Below are 18,821 nucleotides of genomic sequence, written 5' to 3'. Positions count from 1 at the left end.
TTTTGTTGCCCGGTGGCGCTTCGCTTACCGGGCCTACTAAAGCGCCAGCCACAACACCGCCAGCATGACGATGGCATACACGCTCTTCCATCCCACCATTGCCAGCAACAGCAGGCACAGTAGCCCCCCGACAAGCGCCAGTGCTTTATAACGGCCTTTCAGCAAACGGCATCCCGCCAGCATACACAGCAGGTAGATCATGATGAAAATGCCGTTGGCGTAGACGAGCAGCGTATCCAGATTGACCTTCAGGGCGTAAATGCACAGCGTACTCACCACGCAGCAGCCCAGTACGGCATTCAGGGCATTCAGCGGCAGCTGGCGTTTAGACAGCCGTGCGAGGCGGTTATCAGGTCTGTAAAGCGCCTGAGACCACACCAGACGGGCAAAGCTCTGGATATAAATGTTAAGGCTAGCAAAACAGGCCAGATAGCCGATAACGCAGGCGATCCACAGCGCCTTCACACCAAACAGTTCAACCACAATACCCGGCAGCGATGCCGCGGCGGCGAGATCGGCTCCGAAAGCCTTGAAGTGCAACACCAGCACGGTACACGCCCAGTACACCGTGCCTGCCAGCAGCAGGCCGATCATCAGTGCGCGGGGGAAATCACGTTCAGGCTGCTTAAATTCCGACGCCAGATGGGCAAAGGCTTCCAGACCGACAAAACACCAGAACATGACGGAGAGCGCGGCAAAAAGCTGTGAGTGGTCGACGTCTGTCACGGCCGGGAAGGGAATCTCTTTTACGGTGATATCGCCCGCCCACCAGATAGCGGCAACGAGCGCGACAATCAGCACCGCAACCAGTGTCTGCAGGTTGGCGCTGGAGCGGGCTCCGCGTGAACCCACCCACCAGACGATAGCCAGCGTACCCAGTTCGGCCAACAGCAACTGCTCGTCATGCCAGCCAAACAGCGCCTGGCCAAAGCCGGTTGCAATGTGCAGCGCCGCAGGAAGCCCAACCGGAATAACGGAGAGAAACAGCCAGCCGGTCACACGCTCCAGTCGCGGGCCAAATGCCAGCCCGACAAAATGCGCCACGCCGCCCGCGCTGGGGAAATGCCGCCCCAGGATGGCAAACACAATGGCAATCGGGAAAACCAATACAATCAGAACGGGCCACGCCCACAGACTGTTATTTCCGGCTACCAGTGCCGCCAGTGCAGGTACGGCGAACACGCCCGTCCCTAATAAGGAGGTTGAGAGCAGGCCGACGCCCTGCGCCAGCCCCAACTCCTGCTTGAGTCCACTCATTGACATCGTCCTGCCAATTCCAAAAGAGAGGCGATGGTAACACTTTCGCAAAATTTTTTTTCAACTCCCCCTTGAAGGGGTAAAAAGCTATCCCCATCTCTCAGGGCACTAGTCGGAAAACCGCATGCGGGCCGGCGTCATCCATAACTGATAATGACTTTCTCAAAGGAGAGCTATCAATGAGTATTCGTCCGTTACATGATCGTGTGATCGTCAAACGTAAAGAAGTTGAAACCAAGTCTGCTGGCGGCATCGTTCTGACCGGTTCTGCCGCAGCCAAATCAACGCGTGGCGAAATCATCGCTGTCGGTAAGGGCCGCATCCTGGAAAACGGAACTGTGCAGCCACTGGACGTTAAAGTTGGTGACATCGTAATTTTCAACGATGGCTACGGCGTGAAATCCGAGAAGATCGACAATGAAGAAGTGTTGATCATGTCCGAGAGCGACATTCTGGCAATTGTTGAAGCGTAATTTACGCACGAGAATTTGAGGAAATAAGAACATGGCAGCTAAAGACGTAAAATTCGGTAACGACGCTCGTGTAAAAATGCTCCGCGGCGTAAACGTACTGGCAGATGCAGTTAAAGTGACCCTGGGCCCGAAAGGCCGTAACGTAGTGCTGGATAAATCCTTCGGCGCGCCAACCATCACCAAAGACGGTGTTTCCGTAGCACGTGAAATCGAGCTGGAAGACAAGTTCGAAAACATGGGTGCGCAGATGGTGAAAGAAGTGGCCTCTAAAGCGAACGACGCTGCAGGCGACGGTACCACCACCGCGACCGTGCTGGCGCAGGCCATCATCACCGAAGGTCTGAAAGCCGTTGCGGCGGGCATGAACCCAATGGATCTGAAACGTGGTATCGACAAAGCTGTCGCCTCCGCTGTGGAAGAACTGAAAGCGCTGTCCGTACCGTGCTCTGACTCTAAAGCCATTGCTCAGGTTGGTACCATCTCCGCTAACTCCGACGAAACCGTAGGTAAACTGATCGCGGAAGCGATGGACAAAGTCGGTAAAGAAGGCGTAATCACCGTTGAAGACGGTACCGGTCTGGAAGACGAACTGGACGTGGTTGAAGGTATGCAGTTCGACCGCGGTTACCTGTCCCCATACTTCATCAACAAGCCAGAGACTGGCGCTGTTGAGCTGGAAAGCCCGTTCATCCTGCTGGCTGACAAAAAAATCTCCAACATCCGCGAAATGCTGCCAGTGCTGGAAGCCGTTGCGAAAGCAGGCAAACCGCTGGTTATCATCGCTGAAGATGTTGAAGGCGAAGCGCTGGCGACCCTGGTGGTTAACACCATGCGCGGCATCGTGAAAGTGGCTGCGGTTAAAGCACCTGGCTTCGGCGATCGTCGTAAAGCGATGCTGCAGGATATCGCTACCCTGACCGGCGGTACCGTCATCTCTGAAGAGATCGGTATGGAGCTGGAAAAAGCGACCCTGGAAGACCTGGGCCAGGCGAAACGCGTTGTGATCAACAAAGACACCACCACCATCATCGATGGCGTGGGTGAAGAAGCCGCTATTCAGGGCCGCGTTGGTCAGATCCGTAAGCAGATCGAAGAAGCGACTTCCGATTACGACCGTGAAAAACTGCAGGAGCGCGTAGCGAAACTGGCAGGCGGCGTTGCGGTAATCAAAGTCGGTGCTGCGACCGAAGTTGAAATGAAAGAGAAAAAAGCGCGCGTTGACGATGCCCTGCACGCGACCCGTGCTGCGGTAGAAGAAGGCGTGGTTGCGGGTGGTGGCGTTGCGCTGGTGCGCGTTGCCGCTAAACTGGCTGGCCTGACCGCTCAGAACGAAGACCAGAACGTGGGTATCAAAGTTGCGCTGCGCGCAATGGAAGCGCCTCTGCGTCAGATCGTGTCTAACGCCGGTGAAGAGCCATCTGTGGTGGCGAACAAGGTGAAAGCGGGCGAAGGTAACTACGGTTACAACGCGGCAACTGAAGAATACGGCAACATGATCGACTTCGGTATCCTGGACCCAACTAAAGTGACCCGTTCTGCTCTGCAGTACGCGGCCTCTGTTGCTGGTCTGATGATCACCACCGAATGCATGGTGACCGACCTGCCTAAAGGCGATGCGCCTGACTTAGGTGCTGCTGGCATGGGCGGCATGGGTGGAATGGGCGGCATGATGTAATCATGTTGTTCTGAACCTCTCAGAACGAACCCCGGGCAGAAATGCCCGGGGTTTTTTATTGGATGCTATTCGAAAGTCCCTTTGACGCACACGGCACCTTCACGCACCATCTGGCGGCCTTTGGCCCAGACCTCGCGAATCTTCAGATCGTCCGTCAGTACCAGGAAATCCGCGTCGCATCCGGGCGCTATCCGTCCCTTATGCTCCAGCCCGAGAAACGCCGCCACGTTTCGCGTAAAGGGAAGAAGCGCCTCTTCCAGCGGCAGCTGATGCCGGCTGACCAGCTGCTGCAGCGTTTCAAGCAGAGACTCGAACCCCGCCACGCCCATCCCCACCAGATTGCCGCTCTCATCAAATTTCGGCTGGCTGCCGTTGCCGTCCGAACTGAGCGTAAGCCGGTTAAACGGCACCTGCGCCTCGCGGGCCATCACGATGGCGCTGGCGGCGTCAATCGGTTCACTGATGCTGGTCGTGATGTCGATAAAGCCGCCTTCGCGGGCATAGCTCAGCGCGGCAAGGAACAGCGCCTGGGCGCGGTTTACGTGCGTTGGCAGCAGTTTCACGCGGGGAACGTCGGCGTTATTCAGGATGCTAAACAGCGGCTCCAGCAGCTTTGGGCTGTTGCCGAGGTGAAACACGGAAATGCCCGCTTTGGCACCCAACAGCCCGCCTACGCGTGACTGGGCAGCCATACTGGCGAGCTGGTCCTCTGCTGGCGCGGAAGAACGATGGTCAGAGATCGCGCATTTCACGCCAATGATTTTATCAATCAGCGCCACGTCTTTTTCGACACTGCCGGTGATGGTCGGCGAAGGCAGCCCGTACGCCCCCGTCAGCATCCATGCGCTGATCCCTTCATGCTCAAGCGCCCGCGTTTTTGCCAGCAGCGATTCAGGATGCCGGGTCACGCCGTCGGTGCCCAGCAGGCCAACAACCGAGGTGATGCCTGCGGCAACGAGTGCAGACAGGCGAACTTCTGGCGTGCGGGTGTGAGGGCCCGCCTCACCGCCGCCACCGATCAAATGCACATGCTGGTCAATAAACCCCGGGCAAACCACCGCCCCAGCCAGATCGCTTTCCGGGCAGTCTGGCCTCGTTGTTCCGTGGTTCGCTTTTTCGATCGCCACGATTTTTCCCGCAGCGATCAGCAGATCGCAACGTCCCTTATCCTCCGGGGCGTAGAGATGTGCGTTGCGGAAAAGGTGAGGGTTCAGCACTGAAAAATCCATTTTTATCTCCTCAGAAGAGTAGCTGCATCACCCACATTGAGAGCAGGGCATTAATGACACAAAGAGTAATAATATGCGGATAATATTTCGGGTTTACGCCGGCGGTACCCAGGCAGCGGCCGGTGTTTTGCACCGGATTGCCCATCAGATAGATGGCGGGCAGCAGGATGGTGGCATCGTGGCCGTTGAGCGTGCCGGCGGCGACCAGGCTGGCGCAGACGCCCACGCCGCCGCCCATACTCATCACCGAGGCCAAAAGAACCGTTGCCGCCGCACCCGGAAGGCCCCACAGCGCCATAATTGGCTCGCATATCTTGCCGACAATATCCAGCAGGCCGGTGACCTTGAGCGCCTGAATGATGACAAACGCCATAACGACGTTTGGCAAGAGGCTGGTGGTGGCGATGGTAAAGCCGCGCCGGGCGCCATCAATAAACATATCCATGATATTTTTACGCGGCTGGGCGATCATGTTCTTCCTCCTGAAGACGACGATTTTCCATGTGGGCGATCCACAGGCGCAGGACGTTCGCGCCAACGAATTTAAACACCAGAATAACGGCCAGCGGTGTAATCACCGGGATGGTAATGAAGGTGAAGAGCGCGGCACCGGAAGAAAAATAGTTGGTAATGATGGCGCTACCGCTGGTCTGAAAGGTGGCGAAAATAGCGCGCTCCTGGTCCGTAATCGCGCCTTCATCGGTTAACTCTTTGGTCATCCCTGCCGCCGCATCGGTGTTTTGCAGGTTGGCAATCAGCGCCAGGGAGCAAACGCCCGGCACACCCAGCAGCGGACGTAAAATGGGGGTCATAAGCTGCTGTGCGGCACGCAGCCCGCCCAGACCTTCGGTGACGGCGATGATACCAAGCGATAAAATGACCGAGGGAGCCAGCTCAAGGGCAAAGAGGAAACCGTCTTTCGCCCCCGTTCCGCCCGTTCCGCGAAACGTCAGGGCGCCGTTGACCGGGCCAAAGCTGCCGTTTAAGACGGTAAAATCCAGCACGCGCCACCATTCGGTGCTTTTGGCGAAAAAGCCCGAGAAAAAAACGATGGTAAGTACAAACGCCACATAACCCACCCATGTCACTTTTTCCTCTCCTGAGGATGATGCACTCATAAAACCTCCTTTTTTAGTCGCGTACAAAAGTTGTACGTTGCATCACTAAAAACGATCGGGGGCTAAAACACGATATCCCAAAGGTTATTATCAGAATTCATTTAAGATGTCGGAGGAGTGCCTCGCGGAATCTGGCTCGCAGAAATGCGCGGGGGTTTTTCTTTTAGTCATCTTTTAGGTATAAGATTTACACACGGACAATTACTGTCCAGCTTATTGAAAACGAGGAATAACATGCGCGTAAAAGTCTGTGCAGGGATTGTAGGGGCAGCACTGCTGCTGGCGGGTTGTAGCTCCAGCAATGAGCTGTCGGCAGCGGGCCAGGGCGTTCGCTTTGTGGAAGATAAGCCTGGCAGTGAATGCCAACTGTTAGGCACGGCAACCGGTGAACAAAGTAACTGGATGTCGGGTCAGCACGGTGAGGAAGGCGGTTCTATGCGCGGAGCGGCGAATGCCCTGCGTAATCAGGCTGCGGCAATGGGCGGCAACGTGATTTACGGCGTAAGTAGCCCAACGCAGAGTATGCTGTCCAGCTTCGTGCCGACCGCCAGCCAGATGACGGGCCAGGTCTATAAGTGCCCGAACTGATGTAATGTGCTAATGGCGCTACGCCCGGCCCTGTAGGGCAGGTAAGCGTAGCGCCACCTGCCTTTTTAGTGCTGCCGCAGCTGCAAATCGAGCGGCGTCTTGCTCGGCTCTCCGCCAATCTCGCGTGCCAGCTTCGGCACCATATAGCCTGAAACCAGCGTTAACAGTTCGCGCATAATCTGCCGGGCTTCTTCATCCGTCACCATGAAATGCGCCGCGCCCTGAACGCGATCCAGCACGTGCAGGTAATACGGCATCACGCCCGCATCAAACAGGGCATTGCTCAGATCGGCCAGCACGCGGGCGCTATCATTCACGCCGCGCAGCAGCACGCTCTGGTTCAGCAGCGTCACGCCCGCTTTACGCAGTCGCGCCATCGCCGCGCGAAACGCATCGTCAATTTCGTTCGCGTGATTAATATGATTCACCAGCAGCACCTGCAGGCGAGATTGCTCCAGGCGTGCCACAAGGCCGTCGGTGATACGTGCCGGAATAACAATCGGTAAGCGGCTATGAATGCGCAGGCGCTTAATGTGCGGGATGGCTTCAAGCTGAGTCAGCAGCCAGTCCAGCTCATGATCTTTCGCCATCAACGGGTCACCGCCGGAAAAAATAATCTCATCCAGCTCCGGATGGGCGGCGATATAGTCCAGCGCGACCTGCCAGTTGCGTTTATTGCCCTGGTTTTCGGCATAGGGGAAGTGCCGACGGAAGCAATAACGACAATTTACCGCACACCCGCCTTTTACCAGCAGCAGGGCGCGGTTGAGATATTTGTGCAGTAAACCCGGCACCACGCTATTCTGCTCTTCCAGCGGATCGGTGCTGTATCCCGGCGCAGTAATGAATTCATCCTGCGAAGTAAGCGTTTGTTTTAATAGCGGATCGTCGGGGTTGCCTTTCTCCATCCGCGCCACAAACGCACGGGGAACGCGCAGGGCGAAAAGGCGCTTTGCCTCGCGGCCTGCAAGCAACTCTGGGTGCTGATCGAGGTCTAAAAGACGCAGCAATTCATCAGGACTGGTGATTACATCGGCAAGTTGCGATAACCAATCTTCTCTGGACGGGGTGTTTAGGGTTACAATATGCGCCATTTTGTGGCTTAGCTACCAGTTAACAAATTTAGAGGGCCTTATGGCAACGTACTATAGCAACGATTTTCGTGCTGGTCTTAAAATCATGATGGACGGCGAACCGTACGCGGTTGAAGCCAGCGAATTCGTTAAACCAGGTAAAGGCCAGGCATTCGCACGCGTTAAGCTGCGCCGTCTGCTGACCGGTACCCGTGTTGAGAAAACCTTCAAGTCTACTGACTCTGCTGAAGGCGCTGATGTTGTTGATATGAACCTGACCTATCTGTACAACGATGGCGAGTTCTGGCATTTCATGAACAACTCCACTTTCGAACAGCTGTCTGCTGATGAGAAAGCGGTAGGTGACAGCGCTAAATGGCTGCTGGATCAGGCTGAGTGCATCGTGACCCTGTGGAACGGCCAGCCTATCGCAGTGACCCCACCAAACTTCGTAGAACTGGAAATCGTTGAAACCGATCCAGGTCTGAAGGGTGATACCGCAGGTACCGGCGGTAAGCCAGCCAAACTGTCTACCGGCGCAGTGGTGAAAGTGCCACTGTTCGTACAGACTGGCGAAGTGATCAAAGTGGATACCCGCTCCGGCGAATACGTATCCCGCGTGAAGTAATTTACGTATGATTGAAGGCGCAGCGCCCGCTGCGCCCGATTTTTTGCAGGCAGGGATGATGAAACGTACCGTTAAAATTCTGCTTCTGTTAGCGCTCTCCAGTGCATTGCTTTCTGGCTGTAACACCACGCGTGGAATGGGACAAGATATCCAGGATCTGGGTCATATCATTTCTCACGCCGCCAGCTAAGTTCGTCTAATTTTCCTAAAAATGCTTCCTCTTCCGTCAACCGGCGGGATTTTGTCTATTCTTAAGTTGCTATACACAAAACAACTTTGGCTATAAAAGGAAGATATTATGGTTAAGAAGACAATTGCAGCGATCTTTTCAGTCCTGGTACTTTCTTCAGTGTTAACGGCCTGTAATACCACGCGTGGCGTCGGTCAGGATATTTCTGAAGGTGGTAGCGCAATCTCTGGTGCGGCAACAAAAGCTCAGCAGTAATGAATAAACGGTACGGGACCAGCCGGGTTTCGTACCGTCAGCTTTCTGATTCCTGCAGGGATAAGAACGGAGAAAAACGCGTATCCATATGTAATTTCATGCGGATATTGCGTTTATAGGTATAAACCGTTTTTCCGTTGATGCTCAGGTGAGCGGCAATTTTTTGATTGCTCGCGCCGTCCATCCATAACGTCAGCACCTTCTCTTCCTGTCGGGTCAGCAAGGGAGCCGCCGCCGTTGGCCTGTCAGCGCTGGCGCGCGAAATTAACGCGTCGTTGATAACCGTTGCCACCTCTTCGAGACTGGCGTTTTTTAACAGCGACGACCAGACCGGAAACTTCCCAAGCCAGTCGGTCATCCCGCTGTCCTCTCCCGACTGCAGCAAAATAAACGGTAATCGTTCACTGGCGTTAAGCAGGGAAGAGAGCTGCTGAAAATGGTGAATATCCTGCCTGAAGCCGTACAGGTCAGCGATAACCAGCGTTGGTTTCCATTGCAGAATGTGTTCTCTGGCAAGAAACAGATTATTCAGCCCGGTCACAACGTAGTGTCCCGGGAACAAACCGGAATGATTGAGCCATGCTTCAAACCCCGCGCGGGTGAAGTGACAACGGTCAATCAAAAGAATTTTGAACATATTTTATTCGCAGTCGGCTAGTGGTTTGGCTTCCTGCCATCAGAAAGCACATCATCATAGAGAAGTCGGATGAGTGCTAAAAGCCGGAACTCCGCGCCATACTGCGGCTATTTCTTGCCTTAACGTGTTCAGCAAAAAAGGATTGAAAAAAAATAGCACGCTAACCACAATAGGTGGCGTAATCTCTGCCTTACGGGACGACCCGTAAGCGTTTCTTTCACCGGGGACGGCCCCAACTTGCATTAAGTTAAGGAGCCTGACATGTCCTGGATCATTCTTTTTATTGCTGGCCTGCTCGAAGTGGTATGGGCGATTGGTCTCAAGTACACCCACGGATTTACCCGCCTGACGCCCAGCGTCATTACCGTTACCGCCATGATAGTCAGTATTGTTCTGCTATCCTGGGCGATGCGCTCTTTGCCTGTGGGAACGGCTTATGCCGTCTGGACGGGTATTGGCGCAGTGGGGGCCGCCATCACCGGCATTCTGCTACTCGGCGAGTCAGCGAGTCTGGCGCGTATCGCCAGCCTCGCTCTGATTGTGGCCGGGATCGTTGGGCTTAAGCTCAGCACCCACTAATGGGGCTGATTTACCCAGATAAGTTTTGATACATCAAACCCTTGCCGGGTCGCGACGTCCAGCATCTGCTGCTTCATTTCGGGTGAAATAGTTGGCGTGCGGGAGAGTATCCACAGGTAGTCGCGATCCGGCCCACAGACCAGCGCATGGCGATACGCTTTGTCGAGCGCTATCACGTTATAACCGCCATAAAACGGACCAAAGAAAGAGACCTTAAGCGCGGCCCGTCGCGGGTCGCCAGTGAAGTACGCTTTTCCCACCGACTGCTGCCACATCTCCCGATCGGGATTATAGCCCCGGTTGATCACCTGAATACCGCCATCATCCATCGGACTGTAATTCGCAGTGACCTTCTCTAAACCCTGCTCAAACCGATGGTCGAGGCGCGCGATTTCATACCATGTTCCAAGGAAGCGTTGTGCATCAAAAGGCGTGACGACGGTGACGCCAGGAGGCGGGGTAGGGGAACTGCAGGCAACCACTAAAAACGCGGCTGTCACCGCGGCGATAACAGGCAGAATGCGCATAGGAGTTTCCTTACTGTTTTTTGTTAAGTGTAGATGACAGCAGGAAAAATGCGGAAGATTGTGCGGCGAATTTCGCCGCACACCGTGGTTTTGAAGGCCGGGTAAGGCGAAGCCGCCACCCGGCAATGTTTTACTGCAGCGCGTCGAGGATACGGTATGCCGCCTCAACGCGTGCCGGGTTCGGATAGCTTTTATTCGCCAGCATCACAATGCCGAGCTGCTTTTCAGGAATAAATGCCACGTAGCTGCCAAACCCGCCCGTCGAGCCTGTTTTATGGACCCAGGAGGCCTTGACCGGTGGCGCGGGTGGATTCACTTCTGCCACGGGCAATGGTGCCAGCGCCACCTTGTTATCACTGCCTCCGACGACGGTTTTGGCATCGACCGGCCAGTTGAGCATCTCCCAGCCCAACCCCTGATACATGGCCCCCACGCGCCAGTAGCGAGACTGTGCCAGAGCAATGCCTTGCTTGAGTGAGGGAGCCTGAAGAGAATCCGGCTTCATGTTGGCTATCACCCAGCTCGCCATATCCTTCACGTTAGTTTTTACGCCATAGGCTTCCGCGTCCAGCATCCCTGGCGAAACGTGGACCGCTTTACCCTCACGGTATCCCCAGGCGTAATGCGCCTCTTCCGCTTTCGGGACGTTAATCCAGGTATGGTCCAGCTTGAGGGGTTTAAAGACCCGCGTCGTCATGGCCTGCTCATAGCTCATGCCGGAAGGTTTAACCGCCAGCGCACCAAAAAGACCGATGCTGGCGTTAGCGTAAAGACGCGTGGTGCCCGGCTTCCACTGCGGCTGCCAGTTTTGATAAAAGCGCAGCAGAGAAGCGGTATCCGTGACCTCATCCGGCACCTGTAACGGCAGACCGCCTGCGGTGTAGGTTGCCAGATCCAGCATGCGAATGCCCTGCCACTGCTTGCCCGTGAGCTCAGGCCAGTATTTTGCTACCGGATCGTCCAGCGCTACTTCACCCCGGGCAATGGCATCGCCGCCCAGTACGCCGGTGAAGGTTTTACTTATAGAGCCCAGCTCAAACAGGGTTTGCGGGGTGACGGGTTTGTTCGCCGCAACATCGGCTTTACCGAAGGTAAAGTAGTGTGGCTGACCCTGATAAATTACCGCCACCGCCATACCCGGAATGGCCTGCGCGTTCATCAGCGGCGTAACGGTACGTTCCACCACCTCAGCCAGCTGTTTTTCGGACATCGGTGCGGCGAATGCAGAGTTGGCGACGCTGAGCAGCAGGGCACAGCTTAGGGATTTTGTCATCATCGGTTATCTTCCGTAATAGCAGTTCAAGGGAGTGTCCGGGCCCGTCAGACCGCTGTAGTCTGTTGGATTTGACTGTGGCTGACAAACGGTTAAATTTAGCATTAGCTGTTAATTTTTCTAACGGATGGGACCATGACCCGCAGCTATCTTCCGCTTAATTCCCTGCGGGCGTTTGAAGCCGCCGCCAGGCACCTCAGTTTTACGCATGCCGCTATCGAGCTGAATGTCACCCATTCCGCGATTAGCCAGCACGTAAAGGCGCTGGAACAGCACCTTAATTGCCAGCTGTTCGTCCGCGTTTCGCGTGGGCTGATGCTGACCACGGAAGGCGAGAATTTGCTGCCGGTGCTGAATGACTCGTTCGACCGAATTGCCGGAATGCTGGATCGCTTTGCCAGCCAGCGCGCCCAGGAGAAGCTGAAAATTGGCGTGGTGGGTACCTTTGCTACCGGGGTGTTATTCTCGCAGCTCGCTGACTTTCGTCGCTGCTATCCGCATATCGATCTTCAGCTGTCGACGCACAACAATCGCGTCGATCCGGCAGCCGAGGGGCTTGATTACGCCATTCGTTATGGCGGCGGGGCGTGGCACGGCACGGAAGCGACGTTTCTTTGCCCTGCACCGCTTGCGCCGCTTTGCACGCCTGACATCGCTGCCGCCTTGCACACCCCTGCCGATATCCTGAAGTTTACCCTCCTGCGTTCTTACCGGCGCGACGAGTGGACCGCCTGGATGCAGGCCGCGGGAGAAAACCCGCCTTCACCGACGCACCGGGTAATGGTATTTGATTCGTCCGTGACCATGCTGGAAGCCGCGCAGGCAGGTACGGGCATCGCGATTGCCCCTGTCGATATGTTCACCCATCTGCTGAACAGTGAGCGCATTGTGCAACCCTTTGCGACGCAGATTGACCTTGGTAGCTACTGGCTCACGAGGCTGCAGTCACGCGCAGAAACGCCCGCAATGCGCGAGTTTGCTCAATGGCTGGTGGGGAAGATGCAGAAATAAAAGGCCCGCCGGATGGCGGGCCAGAGGCGTCAGATAGTGATCACGGCAATCAGCGTCACCACGGTCAGGATGGTCGCCAGACCGTAGAATACCCATTTCCCGCTCGGTACATGGATTTTCAGGTCATGCATCGCATGGTGAATACGGTGCAGGCCACACCACAGCGGCAGGACGATCATCAGGAAGATGAACACGCGACCAATAAAGCTGCTCGCGAATGCCAGTACGCGTTCGTAGCTCAGCGCATCGCCCGGGAACAGCCCCAGCGGCAGCATAATGCCCACCAGCAAAATGATGACGGGGGCAATGATGGCACTCCACATGCCGCCTGCGCCAAAGAGGCCCCAGAAGACCGGCTCGTCAGAACGTTTTGGATTTGGATTGATCACAGTAGTCTCCTTACCAGAACAGTGCGACAAACAGAATGACCACAGTGACCAGAATCGTCACCGCCCAGAGCCCCTTAATCACCGGTTCTGGCCCCATTTTCTCGCCTTTTACGATGATGTTCGCCGCTTTTGGCGCCAGTTCAAACCAGGTTTTGGTATGCAGCAGCGCGGCTGCAAGCACGATCAGGTTCAGAATGACAATGATCGGGTTTTGCAGGAAACCGACAAAGCTGGCCCAGGTTTCCGGGCCATGCTTGAGGGCAAAAACGCCGTACATCAGCTCAAGGCTGAACCAGACCGCCGGTACCGCTGTGCCTTCACGCAGCATGTAGAAGCGATAAAACGGCAGGTTTTTCCACCAGGTGGACGGCACAGGCCGCACATAGGCTTTGCGTTTAGTCGTCATCATGCACTCCTTAGCGTGGTTTCAGGGTAGCGATAAGAAAGTCTTTCGAGCTTTCCACTTTACCCTGCTGAATGGCGGCGGCCGGGTCGACGTGCTTCGGACAGACTTCGGAGCAATAACCCACAAAGGTACAGGTCCAGACGCCGTTCTGGCTGTTAAGCTGCGCCATACGTTCTTTTTTACCGTGGTCGCGGCTGTCTTCGTTATAGCGGTGCGCCAGCGTAATGGCGGCCGGGCCGATGAACTCGGGGTTCAGGCCAAACTGCGGACAGGCGGCGTAGCAAAGACCGCAGTTAATGCAGCCGGAGAACTGATGGTATTTCGCCATCTGAGCCGGGGTCTGGGTGTTTGGCCCCTGATCCGGCGTGCGCGGGTTGCCAATGATGTAGGGCTTAATGGCTTCCAGGCTTTCGATAAAGTGGGTCATATCGACTACCAGATCGCGCTCGATAGGGAAGTTGCCCAGGGCTTCGACCTTGATGCCTTTGGTGTAGTCACGCAGGAAGGTCTTACAGGCCAGCTTCGGCACCTTGTTGACCATCATGCCGCAGGAGCCGCAGATCGCCATGCGGCAGGACCAGCGGTAGCTCAGGTCTGGCGCCAGGTTGTCTTTGATATACCCGAGCGCGTCCAGCAGGGAGGTTTGCTCGTCGTAAGGAACTTCATAGAAAGCGCTGTGAGGTGCGGCATCCACTTCCGGGTTGTAGCGCACCACTTCAACTTTCAGTTTTTGCATCTCAGCCATTCGCCTTCTCCTTCTTCTCGGCGGCTTCTGCTTCTGCACCGTACACGCGTTTAGCCGGCGGCAGCGTGGTGATTTTCACGTCGCTGTAGTCCAGACGTGTGGTGCCATCCGCATCGCGCCAGGCGAGAGTGTGTTTCAGGAAGTTGACGTCGTCACGTTCGGTACAGCCTTCATCAAGACGCTGATGCGCCCCACGCGACTCTTTACGCGCCAGCGCAGAGTGCGCCATACATTCCGCCACGTTCAGGCCGTGGCCCAGCTCGATGGTGTAGAGCAGGTCGGTGTTGAAGACGCTGGAGGTGTCGGTGATGCGCACGCGCTTGAAGCGCTCCTGCAGTTCCGCCAGCTTATCGACGGTTTTTTGCATCAGCTCAGGGGTACGGTAGATACCGCAACCTTCTTCCATCGACAGGCCCATCTCGTCGCGGATCTTAGACCAGTTCTCGTTACCTTCCTGGTTCACCAGGTCTTTCAGGCGTTTTTCAACGTCTGCGACCTGCGCATCCAGCGCGGCACCGTTAGCTTCGCCTGCGGTTGCCGCTCGTTCCATCGCGCGCTCGCCCGCCATGCGGCCAAAGACCACCAGCTCGGCCAGCGAGTTTGAGCCGAGGCGGTTAGCACCGTGCAGGCCCACGGAGGAACATTCACCGACGGCGAACAGACCCTTAATACGGGTTTCGCACTGCTGGTCGGTTTCGATCCCGCCCATGGTGTAGTGCGCCGTTGGGCGTACCGGAATTGGCTCTTTCACCGGATCGACGCCGACGTAGGCTTTCGCCAGCTCGCAGATGAACGGCAGACGTTCCAGCAGCTTTTTCTCGCCCAGGTGACGCAGGTCGAGGTGAACCACGTCGCCGCGCGGTGTGGAGATGGTGTTGCCTTTGCGCCACTCGTGCCAGAAAGCCTGAGAGACTTTGTCGCGCGGGCCGAGTTCCATGTACTTGTTCTTCGGCTCGCCGAGCGGGGTTTCCGGGCCCATGCCGTAATCCTGCAGGTAGCGGTAGCCGTTTTTGTTGACCAGGATACCGCCTTCACCGCGGCAGCCTTCCGTCATCAGAATGCCGGAGCCCGGCAGACCGGTTGGGTGATACTGCACGAACTCCATATCGCGCAGCGGCACGCCGTGGCTGAGCGCCATACCCATACCGTCGCCGGTGACGATGCCGCCGTTGGTGTTATAACGATAAACACGGCCTGCACCGCCCGTCGCCATCACCACCGCATTGGCGCGGATCTGGACGAGCGTGCCTTCCATCATGTTCATCGCCACCAGGCCGCGCGCGTGTCCATCATCCACCAGAATGTCGAGGACGAAATGCTCATCAAAGCGCTGGATTTGTGGGAACTGAAGGGAGGTCTGGAACAGGGTGTGCAGCATGTGGAAGCCGGTCTTATCGGCGGCGAACCAGGTACGTTCGATCTTCATGCCGCCGAAGCGACGAACGTTGACACTGCCGTCCGGACGACGACTCCACGGACATCCCCACTGTTCAAGCTGGGTCATCTCCGTTGGACAATGGTGCACAAAGTAGTCAACGACATCCTGTTCGCAAAGCCAGTCGCCCCCTGCAACCGTGTCGTGGAAATGGTATTCAAAGCTGTCATGATCCTGCGCAACGGCGGCGGATCCTCCTTCTGCGGCCACCGTGTGGCTGCGCATTGGATAGACTTTTGAAATCAATGCGATTTTAGCGTTGGGATTAGCTTGCGCTGCAGCAATCGCAGCACGTAATCCAGCCCCGCCAGCGCCTATTACGGCAAGATCGGCCTGAAAAGTTTGCACGACATTCCTCCAGATTTTTGTTATTTCGCAACGCGATAAACTAAAGGTAGTTCACCCGTCCAAAAGGACGATTGCGAAAGCGTTTCCACTGCTCCTTTATGGGTAAAACAGTATAACCGTGTAGATGTCAGGGAAATTTGACGTGTTCGATTTTTTTGCTGTTCTGTCCGGCGATTTATCATTGAGATTGATGAATTGCATCACGCAATTGTTCACCTAAATGAAATGCGCTTTTTTACTGCGCAAAATTTGTCTCTGTCCCTGCTAACGAGTAGACTTCGTGCCCTTGTCTGAAATCGGAGAACAACTCATGAGCGAAACGGCCACCTGGGAGCCGAGCGCATCCATCCCTAATCTGTTAAAACGCGCTGCAATTATGACGGAGATCCGCCGTTTCTTTGCCGACCGCGGCGTCCTGGAGGTGGAAACCCCGTGCATGAGTCAGGCAACGATAACGGATATTCATCTGGTCCCGTTTGAAACCCGTTTTGTTGGCCCCGGCCACTCTCAGGGCATGAATTTGTATCTGATGACCAGCCCGGAATACCACATGAAACGCCTGCTGGCGGCGGGATGTGGTCCGGTCTATCAGCTGTGCCGTAGCTTCCGCAACGAAGAGATGGGTCGTCACCACAACCCGGAATTCACCATGCTGGAGTGGTACCGCCCGCATTATGATATGTACCGCCTGATGAATGAGGTGGACGATCTGCTTCAGCAGGTTCTGGATTGCTCAGAAGCGGAAACGCTCTCTTATCAGCAGGCCTTCCAGCGCCATCTGGAAATCGATCCGCTGTCGGCGGACAAAACCCTGCTGCGCGAAGTGGCTGCAAAACTGGATCTGAGCAACGTGGCAGATACCGAAGAGGACCGCGACACGCTGCTGCAGCTGCTGTTCACCTTCGGCGTGGAACCGCAGATTGGCAAAGACCGTCCGACGTTTGTCTATCACTTCCCGGCAAGCCAGGCGTCACTGGCGCAGATCAGTACCGAAGACCACCGTGTGGCAGAGCGTTTTGAGGTCTATTACAAAGGCATTGAGCTGGCGAACGGCTTCCACGAACTGACGGACGCCCGCGAGCAGGCGCAGCGTTTTGAGCAGGATAACCGCAAGCGCGCCGCGCGCGGCCTGCCGCAGCAGCCTATTGATGTTAATCTGCTTGAAGCATTAAAAGCAGGTCTGCCGGATTGCTCCGGCGTGGCGCTGGGTGTTGACCGTCTGGTCATGCTGGCCCTGGGCGCAGAGCAGCTTGGCGATGTGATTGCCTTTACGGTCGATCGCGCTTAAAGAATTGCCGGGTGGCGCTGTCGCTTACCCGGCCTACTCGGTCATTTGGCCCTGCCACATTAAAAACTGCCACATTATCAATATACGGGTCTTTTTCTTAATTTGCCCCTTATAGCCACAATATTAGTCTGGTCATCTGCTACCATCCGCGCAGTTTAATTCCTTTTCGGATGGTTCTATGTCCCAGTCACTCAAAAAGATGACCCTTACCGGGCTCATCCTGATGATATTTACCTCAGTCTTTGGCTTTGCCAACAGCCCATCAGCGTTCTATCTGATGGGTTACAGCGCGACGCCGTTTTATATCGTTTCGGCTCTGTTCTTCTTTATCCCGTTTGCGCTGATGATGGCGGAGATGGGCTCGGCTTACCGGAAAGAAGAGGGCGGGATCTACTCATGGATGAACAACAGCGTCGGCCCGCGTTATGCCTTTATCGGCACGTTTATGTGGTTCTCCTCTTATGTCGTCTGGATGGTCAGCACGGCGGCCAAAGTCTGGGTGCCATTCTCCACGTTTCTTTTCGGTGCCGATAAAACGCAGGTCTGGTCGTTAGCCGGGCTGAGCTCCACGCAGGTCGTCGGGATTCTGGCGGTATGCTGGATGGTTGTCGTGACGCTGGTGGCGTCTAAAGGCATCAACAAAATTGCCCGTATCACTGCCGTTGGCGGTATTTCCGTGATGTGTCTGAACCTGGTGCTGCTCCTGGTGAGTATTGCCATTCTGTGCCTGAACGGTGGTCATTTTGCGCAGGAGGTGAATTTCGTTTCCTCGCCTAATCCAGGTTACCAGTCCGGGCTGGCCATGCTCTCCTTCGTGGTGTTTGCCATCTTCGCCTACGGCGGTATTGAAGCGGTGGGCGGGCTGGTCGACAAGGCCGAGAACCCGGAAAAGAACTTTGCCAAAGGGATTATTTTTGCCGCTATCGTGATTTCCATCGGCTATTCACTGGCGATTTTCCTCTGGGGCGTCAGCACCAACTGGCAGCAGGTATTGAGTAACAACACCACCAACCTCGGGAACATTACCTACGTGCTGATGAAAAGCCTGGGGATGACGCTGGGTAACGCCATGCACCTGACGCCGGAAGCATCGGCCACCATGGGGATCTGGTTTGCGCGCATTACCGGCCTGTCGATGTTCCTTGCCTATACCGGCGCATTCTTCACTCTGATCTACTCGCCGCTGAAAGCGATCATCCAGGGTACGCCAAAAGCGCTGTGGCCGGGACGCATGACCCAGCTCAATACCGCAGGCATGCCTGCCAACGCCATGTGGATGCAGTGCCTGCTGGTGTGCGTGTTTATTCTGCTGGTGTCATTTGGCGGTGATACCGCATCGGCGTTCTATAACAAGCTGACCCTGATGGCGAACGTGTCGATGACGCTGCCGTACCTGTTCCTGACCCTGGCGTTCCCGTTCTTTAAGGCGAAGCAGGAGCTTGAACGTCCGTTTGTGATTTTTAAAACCAGCGCGGCAACGCTGCTGGCGACCACGGTGGTGGTGCTGGTGGTGGCGTTTGCCAACATCTTTACCATTATTCAGCCGGTAATTGAGGCGAACGACTGGAACAGCGCGCTGTGGATGGTCGGCGGCCCAATCTTCTTCTCGCTGTTAGCGATGGGAATTTATGAGAATTACCGTCGACGCGCGACGGCGTACATCGCAGAAGTGGCGTAGCGGGAATATTCCCCTCCCG

22 protein-coding genes are annotated in these 18,821 nt (G+C 55.8%); 10 read left to right on the top strand and 12 right to left on the bottom strand.

Annotated elements, in window-relative coordinates; genetic code table 11:
- Positions 1-36: 36 nt before the first annotated feature.
- A complete protein-coding gene (gene yjeH / locus FHC52_RS12765; RefSeq protein ID WP_025911862.1) occupies positions 37-1,257 on the bottom strand; it encodes an L-methionine/branched-chain amino acid transporter in 1,221 nt (406 codons plus the stop codon).
- A 179-nt stretch (positions 1,258-1,436) separates the two neighbouring features.
- On the opposite strand from yjeH, the gene FHC52_RS12760 reads away from it, so the two are divergent.
- Positions 1,437-1,730 (top strand): co-chaperone GroES, encoded by a 294-nt coding sequence (locus FHC52_RS12760; protein ID WP_003855929.1) that lies wholly within the window; start codon positions 1,437-1,439, stop codon positions 1,728-1,730.
- A gap of 31 nt (positions 1,731-1,761) precedes the next feature.
- On the top strand, positions 1,762-3,405 hold the full coding sequence (gene groL / locus FHC52_RS12755; protein WP_008502946.1) for a chaperonin GroEL: 1,644 nt from the start codon (positions 1,762-1,764) through the stop codon (positions 3,403-3,405).
- A gap of 65 nt (positions 3,406-3,470) precedes the next feature.
- Here groL and iadA read toward each other — a convergent pair whose 3' ends face one another.
- From iadA to FHC52_RS12740, 3 genes are read right to left on the bottom strand one after another with little or no spacing between them, the layout of a single operon-like run.
- Positions 3,471-4,634 carry a beta-aspartyl-peptidase gene (gene iadA / locus FHC52_RS12750; RefSeq protein ID WP_045354588.1) on the bottom strand — a complete coding sequence of 388 codons (1,164 nt, stop codon included), beginning with the start codon at positions 4,632-4,634 and terminating at the stop codon, positions 3,471-3,473.
- A gap of 10 nt (positions 4,635-4,644) precedes the next feature.
- Positions 4,645-5,106, bottom strand: coding sequence for a YjiG family protein (locus tag FHC52_RS12745; RefSeq protein WP_023293466.1), 462 nt, complete (start codon positions 5,104-5,106; stop codon positions 4,645-4,647).
- Complete coding sequence (locus FHC52_RS12740) at positions 5,087-5,752, bottom strand: nucleoside recognition domain-containing protein (protein ID WP_063418048.1); 666 nt, start codon at positions 5,750-5,752, stop codon at positions 5,087-5,089. Before FHC52_RS12740 ends, FHC52_RS12745 begins: the two co-directional genes overlap by 20 nt.
- Positions 5,753-5,986: 234 nt before the next feature.
- On the opposite strand from FHC52_RS12740, the gene FHC52_RS12735 reads away from it, so the two are divergent.
- Positions 5,987-6,340, top strand: a complete 354-nt coding sequence (locus FHC52_RS12735) for a DUF4156 domain-containing protein (protein WP_008502942.1) — start codon at positions 5,987-5,989, stop codon at positions 6,338-6,340.
- A gap of 65 nt (positions 6,341-6,405) precedes the next feature.
- On the opposite strand, the gene epmB is transcribed toward FHC52_RS12735, so the two are convergent.
- Positions 6,406-7,434, bottom strand: coding sequence for an EF-P beta-lysylation protein EpmB (epmB, locus tag FHC52_RS12730; RefSeq protein WP_008502941.1), 1,029 nt, complete (start codon positions 7,432-7,434; stop codon positions 6,406-6,408).
- A 40-nt stretch (positions 7,435-7,474) separates the two neighbouring features.
- Between epmB and efp the strand changes: the two genes are divergently transcribed.
- The 3 genes from efp (at position 7,475) to ecnB (ending at position 8,486) form a co-directional block, all read left to right on the top strand.
- The gene (gene efp, locus FHC52_RS12725) at positions 7,475-8,041 is read left to right on the top strand and encodes an elongation factor P (RefSeq protein ID WP_008502940.1); all 567 of its coding nucleotides are present in this window, start codon (positions 7,475-7,477) and stop codon (positions 8,039-8,041) included.
- Positions 8,042-8,099: 58 nt separating this feature from the next.
- Positions 8,100-8,231: an entericidin A/B family lipoprotein gene (locus FHC52_RS12720; protein ID WP_024907352.1), complete on the top strand. Its 132-nt coding sequence runs from the start codon at positions 8,100-8,102 to the stop codon at positions 8,229-8,231.
- A 108-nt stretch (positions 8,232-8,339) separates the two neighbouring features.
- Entirely contained in the window at positions 8,340-8,486 is a 147-nt protein-coding gene (gene ecnB, locus FHC52_RS12715; protein WP_003025482.1) for a lipoprotein toxin entericidin B, read from the top strand.
- 37 nt (positions 8,487-8,523) lie between these two features.
- On the opposite strand, the gene FHC52_RS12710 is transcribed toward ecnB, so the two are convergent.
- Positions 8,524-9,123 carry a LuxR C-terminal-related transcriptional regulator gene (locus FHC52_RS12710; RefSeq protein ID WP_021240725.1) on the bottom strand — a complete coding sequence of 200 codons (600 nt, stop codon included), beginning with the start codon at positions 9,121-9,123 and terminating at the stop codon, positions 8,524-8,526.
- Positions 9,124-9,384: 261 nt separating this feature from the next.
- Between FHC52_RS12710 and sugE the strand changes: the two genes are divergently transcribed.
- Entirely contained in the window at positions 9,385-9,702 is a 318-nt protein-coding gene (gene sugE / locus FHC52_RS12705) for a quaternary ammonium compound efflux SMR transporter SugE (RefSeq protein WP_008502938.1), read from the top strand.
- Here the strand turns inward: sugE and FHC52_RS12700 are convergent.
- On the bottom strand, positions 9,699-10,229 hold the full coding sequence (locus tag FHC52_RS12700; RefSeq protein WP_023326541.1) for a lipocalin family protein: 531 nt from the start codon (positions 10,227-10,229) through the stop codon (positions 9,699-9,701). The genes sugE and FHC52_RS12700 overlap by 4 nt on opposite strands.
- A gap of 130 nt (positions 10,230-10,359) precedes the next feature.
- Positions 10,360-11,505 (bottom strand): MIR family cephalosporin-hydrolyzing class C beta-lactamase, encoded by a 1,146-nt coding sequence (gene blaMIR / locus FHC52_RS12695; protein WP_220420103.1) that lies wholly within the window; start codon positions 11,503-11,505, stop codon positions 10,360-10,362.
- A gap of 132 nt (positions 11,506-11,637) precedes the next feature.
- Between blaMIR and ampR the strand changes: the two genes are divergently transcribed.
- Positions 11,638-12,513 carry a LysR family transcriptional regulator AmpR gene (gene ampR, locus FHC52_RS12690; protein WP_023293463.1) on the top strand — a complete coding sequence of 292 codons (876 nt, stop codon included), beginning with the start codon at positions 11,638-11,640 and terminating at the stop codon, positions 12,511-12,513.
- Positions 12,514-12,542: 29 nt separating this feature from the next.
- On the opposite strand, the gene frdD is transcribed toward ampR, so the two are convergent.
- Genes frdD through frdA form a run of 4 tightly spaced genes read right to left on the bottom strand, consistent with a single transcriptional unit; the run spans position 12,543 to position 15,836 of the window.
- The gene (frdD, locus tag FHC52_RS12685) at positions 12,543-12,902 is read right to left on the bottom strand and encodes a fumarate reductase subunit FrdD (RefSeq protein WP_008502934.1); all 360 of its coding nucleotides are present in this window, start codon (positions 12,900-12,902) and stop codon (positions 12,543-12,545) included.
- 10 nt (positions 12,903-12,912) lie between these two features.
- Positions 12,913-13,308 (bottom strand): fumarate reductase subunit FrdC, encoded by a 396-nt coding sequence (frdC, locus tag FHC52_RS12680; protein ID WP_008502933.1) that lies wholly within the window; start codon positions 13,306-13,308, stop codon positions 12,913-12,915.
- A 10-nt stretch (positions 13,309-13,318) separates the two neighbouring features.
- The gene (locus FHC52_RS12675; protein ID WP_003855955.1) at positions 13,319-14,053 is read right to left on the bottom strand and encodes a succinate dehydrogenase/fumarate reductase iron-sulfur subunit; all 735 of its coding nucleotides are present in this window, start codon (positions 14,051-14,053) and stop codon (positions 13,319-13,321) included.
- Complete coding sequence (frdA, locus tag FHC52_RS12670; RefSeq protein WP_008502932.1) at positions 14,046-15,836, bottom strand: fumarate reductase (quinol) flavoprotein subunit; 1,791 nt, start codon at positions 15,834-15,836, stop codon at positions 14,046-14,048. Before frdA ends, FHC52_RS12675 begins: the two co-directional genes overlap by 8 nt.
- 310 nt (positions 15,837-16,146) lie before the next feature.
- Between frdA and epmA the strand changes: the two genes are divergently transcribed.
- Complete coding sequence (epmA, locus tag FHC52_RS12665) at positions 16,147-17,124, top strand: elongation factor P--(R)-beta-lysine ligase (RefSeq protein WP_220420102.1); 978 nt, start codon at positions 16,147-16,149, stop codon at positions 17,122-17,124.
- 178 nt (positions 17,125-17,302) lie between these two features.
- Positions 17,303-18,802 (top strand): glutamate/gamma-aminobutyrate family transporter YjeM, encoded by a 1,500-nt coding sequence (gene yjeM, locus FHC52_RS12660; RefSeq protein ID WP_220420101.1) that lies wholly within the window; start codon positions 17,303-17,305, stop codon positions 18,800-18,802.
- The last annotated feature ends 19 nt before the right edge of the window (positions 18,803-18,821 follow it).

The sequence above is a fragment of the Enterobacter sp. EC_64 genome (assembly GCF_019584165.1).
Taxonomy (GTDB): Bacteria; Pseudomonadota; Gammaproteobacteria; order Enterobacterales; family Enterobacteriaceae; genus Enterobacter; species Enterobacter roggenkampii.
Note: the sequence above shows the minus strand (reverse complement) of the source record. Positions and strands in the feature narration are given on the sequence as shown.

Bases quoted from the DNA above. Each gene is read 5' to 3' on its own strand.
- groL (WP_008502946.1), top strand. From the start codon at position 1,762: ATGGCAGCTAAAGACGTAAAATTCGGTAACGACGCTCGTGTAAAAATG.
- FHC52_RS12740 (WP_063418048.1), bottom strand. From the start codon at position 5,752: ATGAGTGCATCATCCTCAGGAGAGGAAAAAGTGACATGGGTGGGTTAT.
- ecnB (WP_003025482.1), top strand. From the start codon at position 8,340: ATGGTTAAGAAGACAATTGCAGCGATCTTTTCAGTCCTGGTACTTTCT.
- yjeH (WP_025911862.1), bottom strand. From the start codon at position 1,257: ATGAGTGGACTCAAGCAGGAGTTGGGGCTGGCGCAGGGCGTCGGCCTG.
- FHC52_RS12710 (WP_021240725.1), bottom strand. From the start codon at position 9,123: ATGTTCAAAATTCTTTTGATTGACCGTTGTCACTTCACCCGCGCGGGG.
- yjeM (WP_220420101.1), top strand. From the start codon at position 17,303: ATGTCCCAGTCACTCAAAAAGATGACCCTTACCGGGCTCATCCTGATG.
- FHC52_RS12735 (WP_008502942.1), top strand. From the start codon at position 5,987: ATGCGCGTAAAAGTCTGTGCAGGGATTGTAGGGGCAGCACTGCTGCTG.
- iadA (WP_045354588.1), bottom strand. From the start codon at position 4,634: ATGGATTTTTCAGTGCTGAACCCTCACCTTTTCCGCAACGCACATCTC.
- blaMIR (WP_220420103.1), bottom strand. From the start codon at position 11,505: ATGATGACAAAATCCCTAAGCTGTGCCCTGCTGCTCAGCGTCGCCAAC.
- FHC52_RS12760 (WP_003855929.1), top strand. From the start codon at position 1,437: ATGAGTATTCGTCCGTTACATGATCGTGTGATCGTCAAACGTAAAGAA.
- frdC (WP_008502933.1), bottom strand. From the start codon at position 13,308: ATGACGACTAAACGCAAAGCCTATGTGCGGCCTGTGCCGTCCACCTGG.
- FHC52_RS12720 (WP_024907352.1), top strand. From the start codon at position 8,100: ATGAAACGTACCGTTAAAATTCTGCTTCTGTTAGCGCTCTCCAGTGCA.
- FHC52_RS12675 (WP_003855955.1), bottom strand. From the start codon at position 14,053: ATGGCTGAGATGCAAAAACTGAAAGTTGAAGTGGTGCGCTACAACCCG.
- efp (WP_008502940.1), top strand. From the start codon at position 7,475: ATGGCAACGTACTATAGCAACGATTTTCGTGCTGGTCTTAAAATCATG.
- epmB (WP_008502941.1), bottom strand. From the start codon at position 7,434: ATGGCGCATATTGTAACCCTAAACACCCCGTCCAGAGAAGATTGGTTA.
- sugE (WP_008502938.1), top strand. From the start codon at position 9,385: ATGTCCTGGATCATTCTTTTTATTGCTGGCCTGCTCGAAGTGGTATGG.
- ampR (WP_023293463.1), top strand. From the start codon at position 11,638: ATGACCCGCAGCTATCTTCCGCTTAATTCCCTGCGGGCGTTTGAAGCC.
- FHC52_RS12745 (WP_023293466.1), bottom strand. From the start codon at position 5,106: ATGATCGCCCAGCCGCGTAAAAATATCATGGATATGTTTATTGATGGC.
- epmA (WP_220420102.1), top strand. From the start codon at position 16,147: ATGAGCGAAACGGCCACCTGGGAGCCGAGCGCATCCATCCCTAATCTG.
- FHC52_RS12700 (WP_023326541.1), bottom strand. From the start codon at position 10,229: ATGCGCATTCTGCCTGTTATCGCCGCGGTGACAGCCGCGTTTTTAGTG.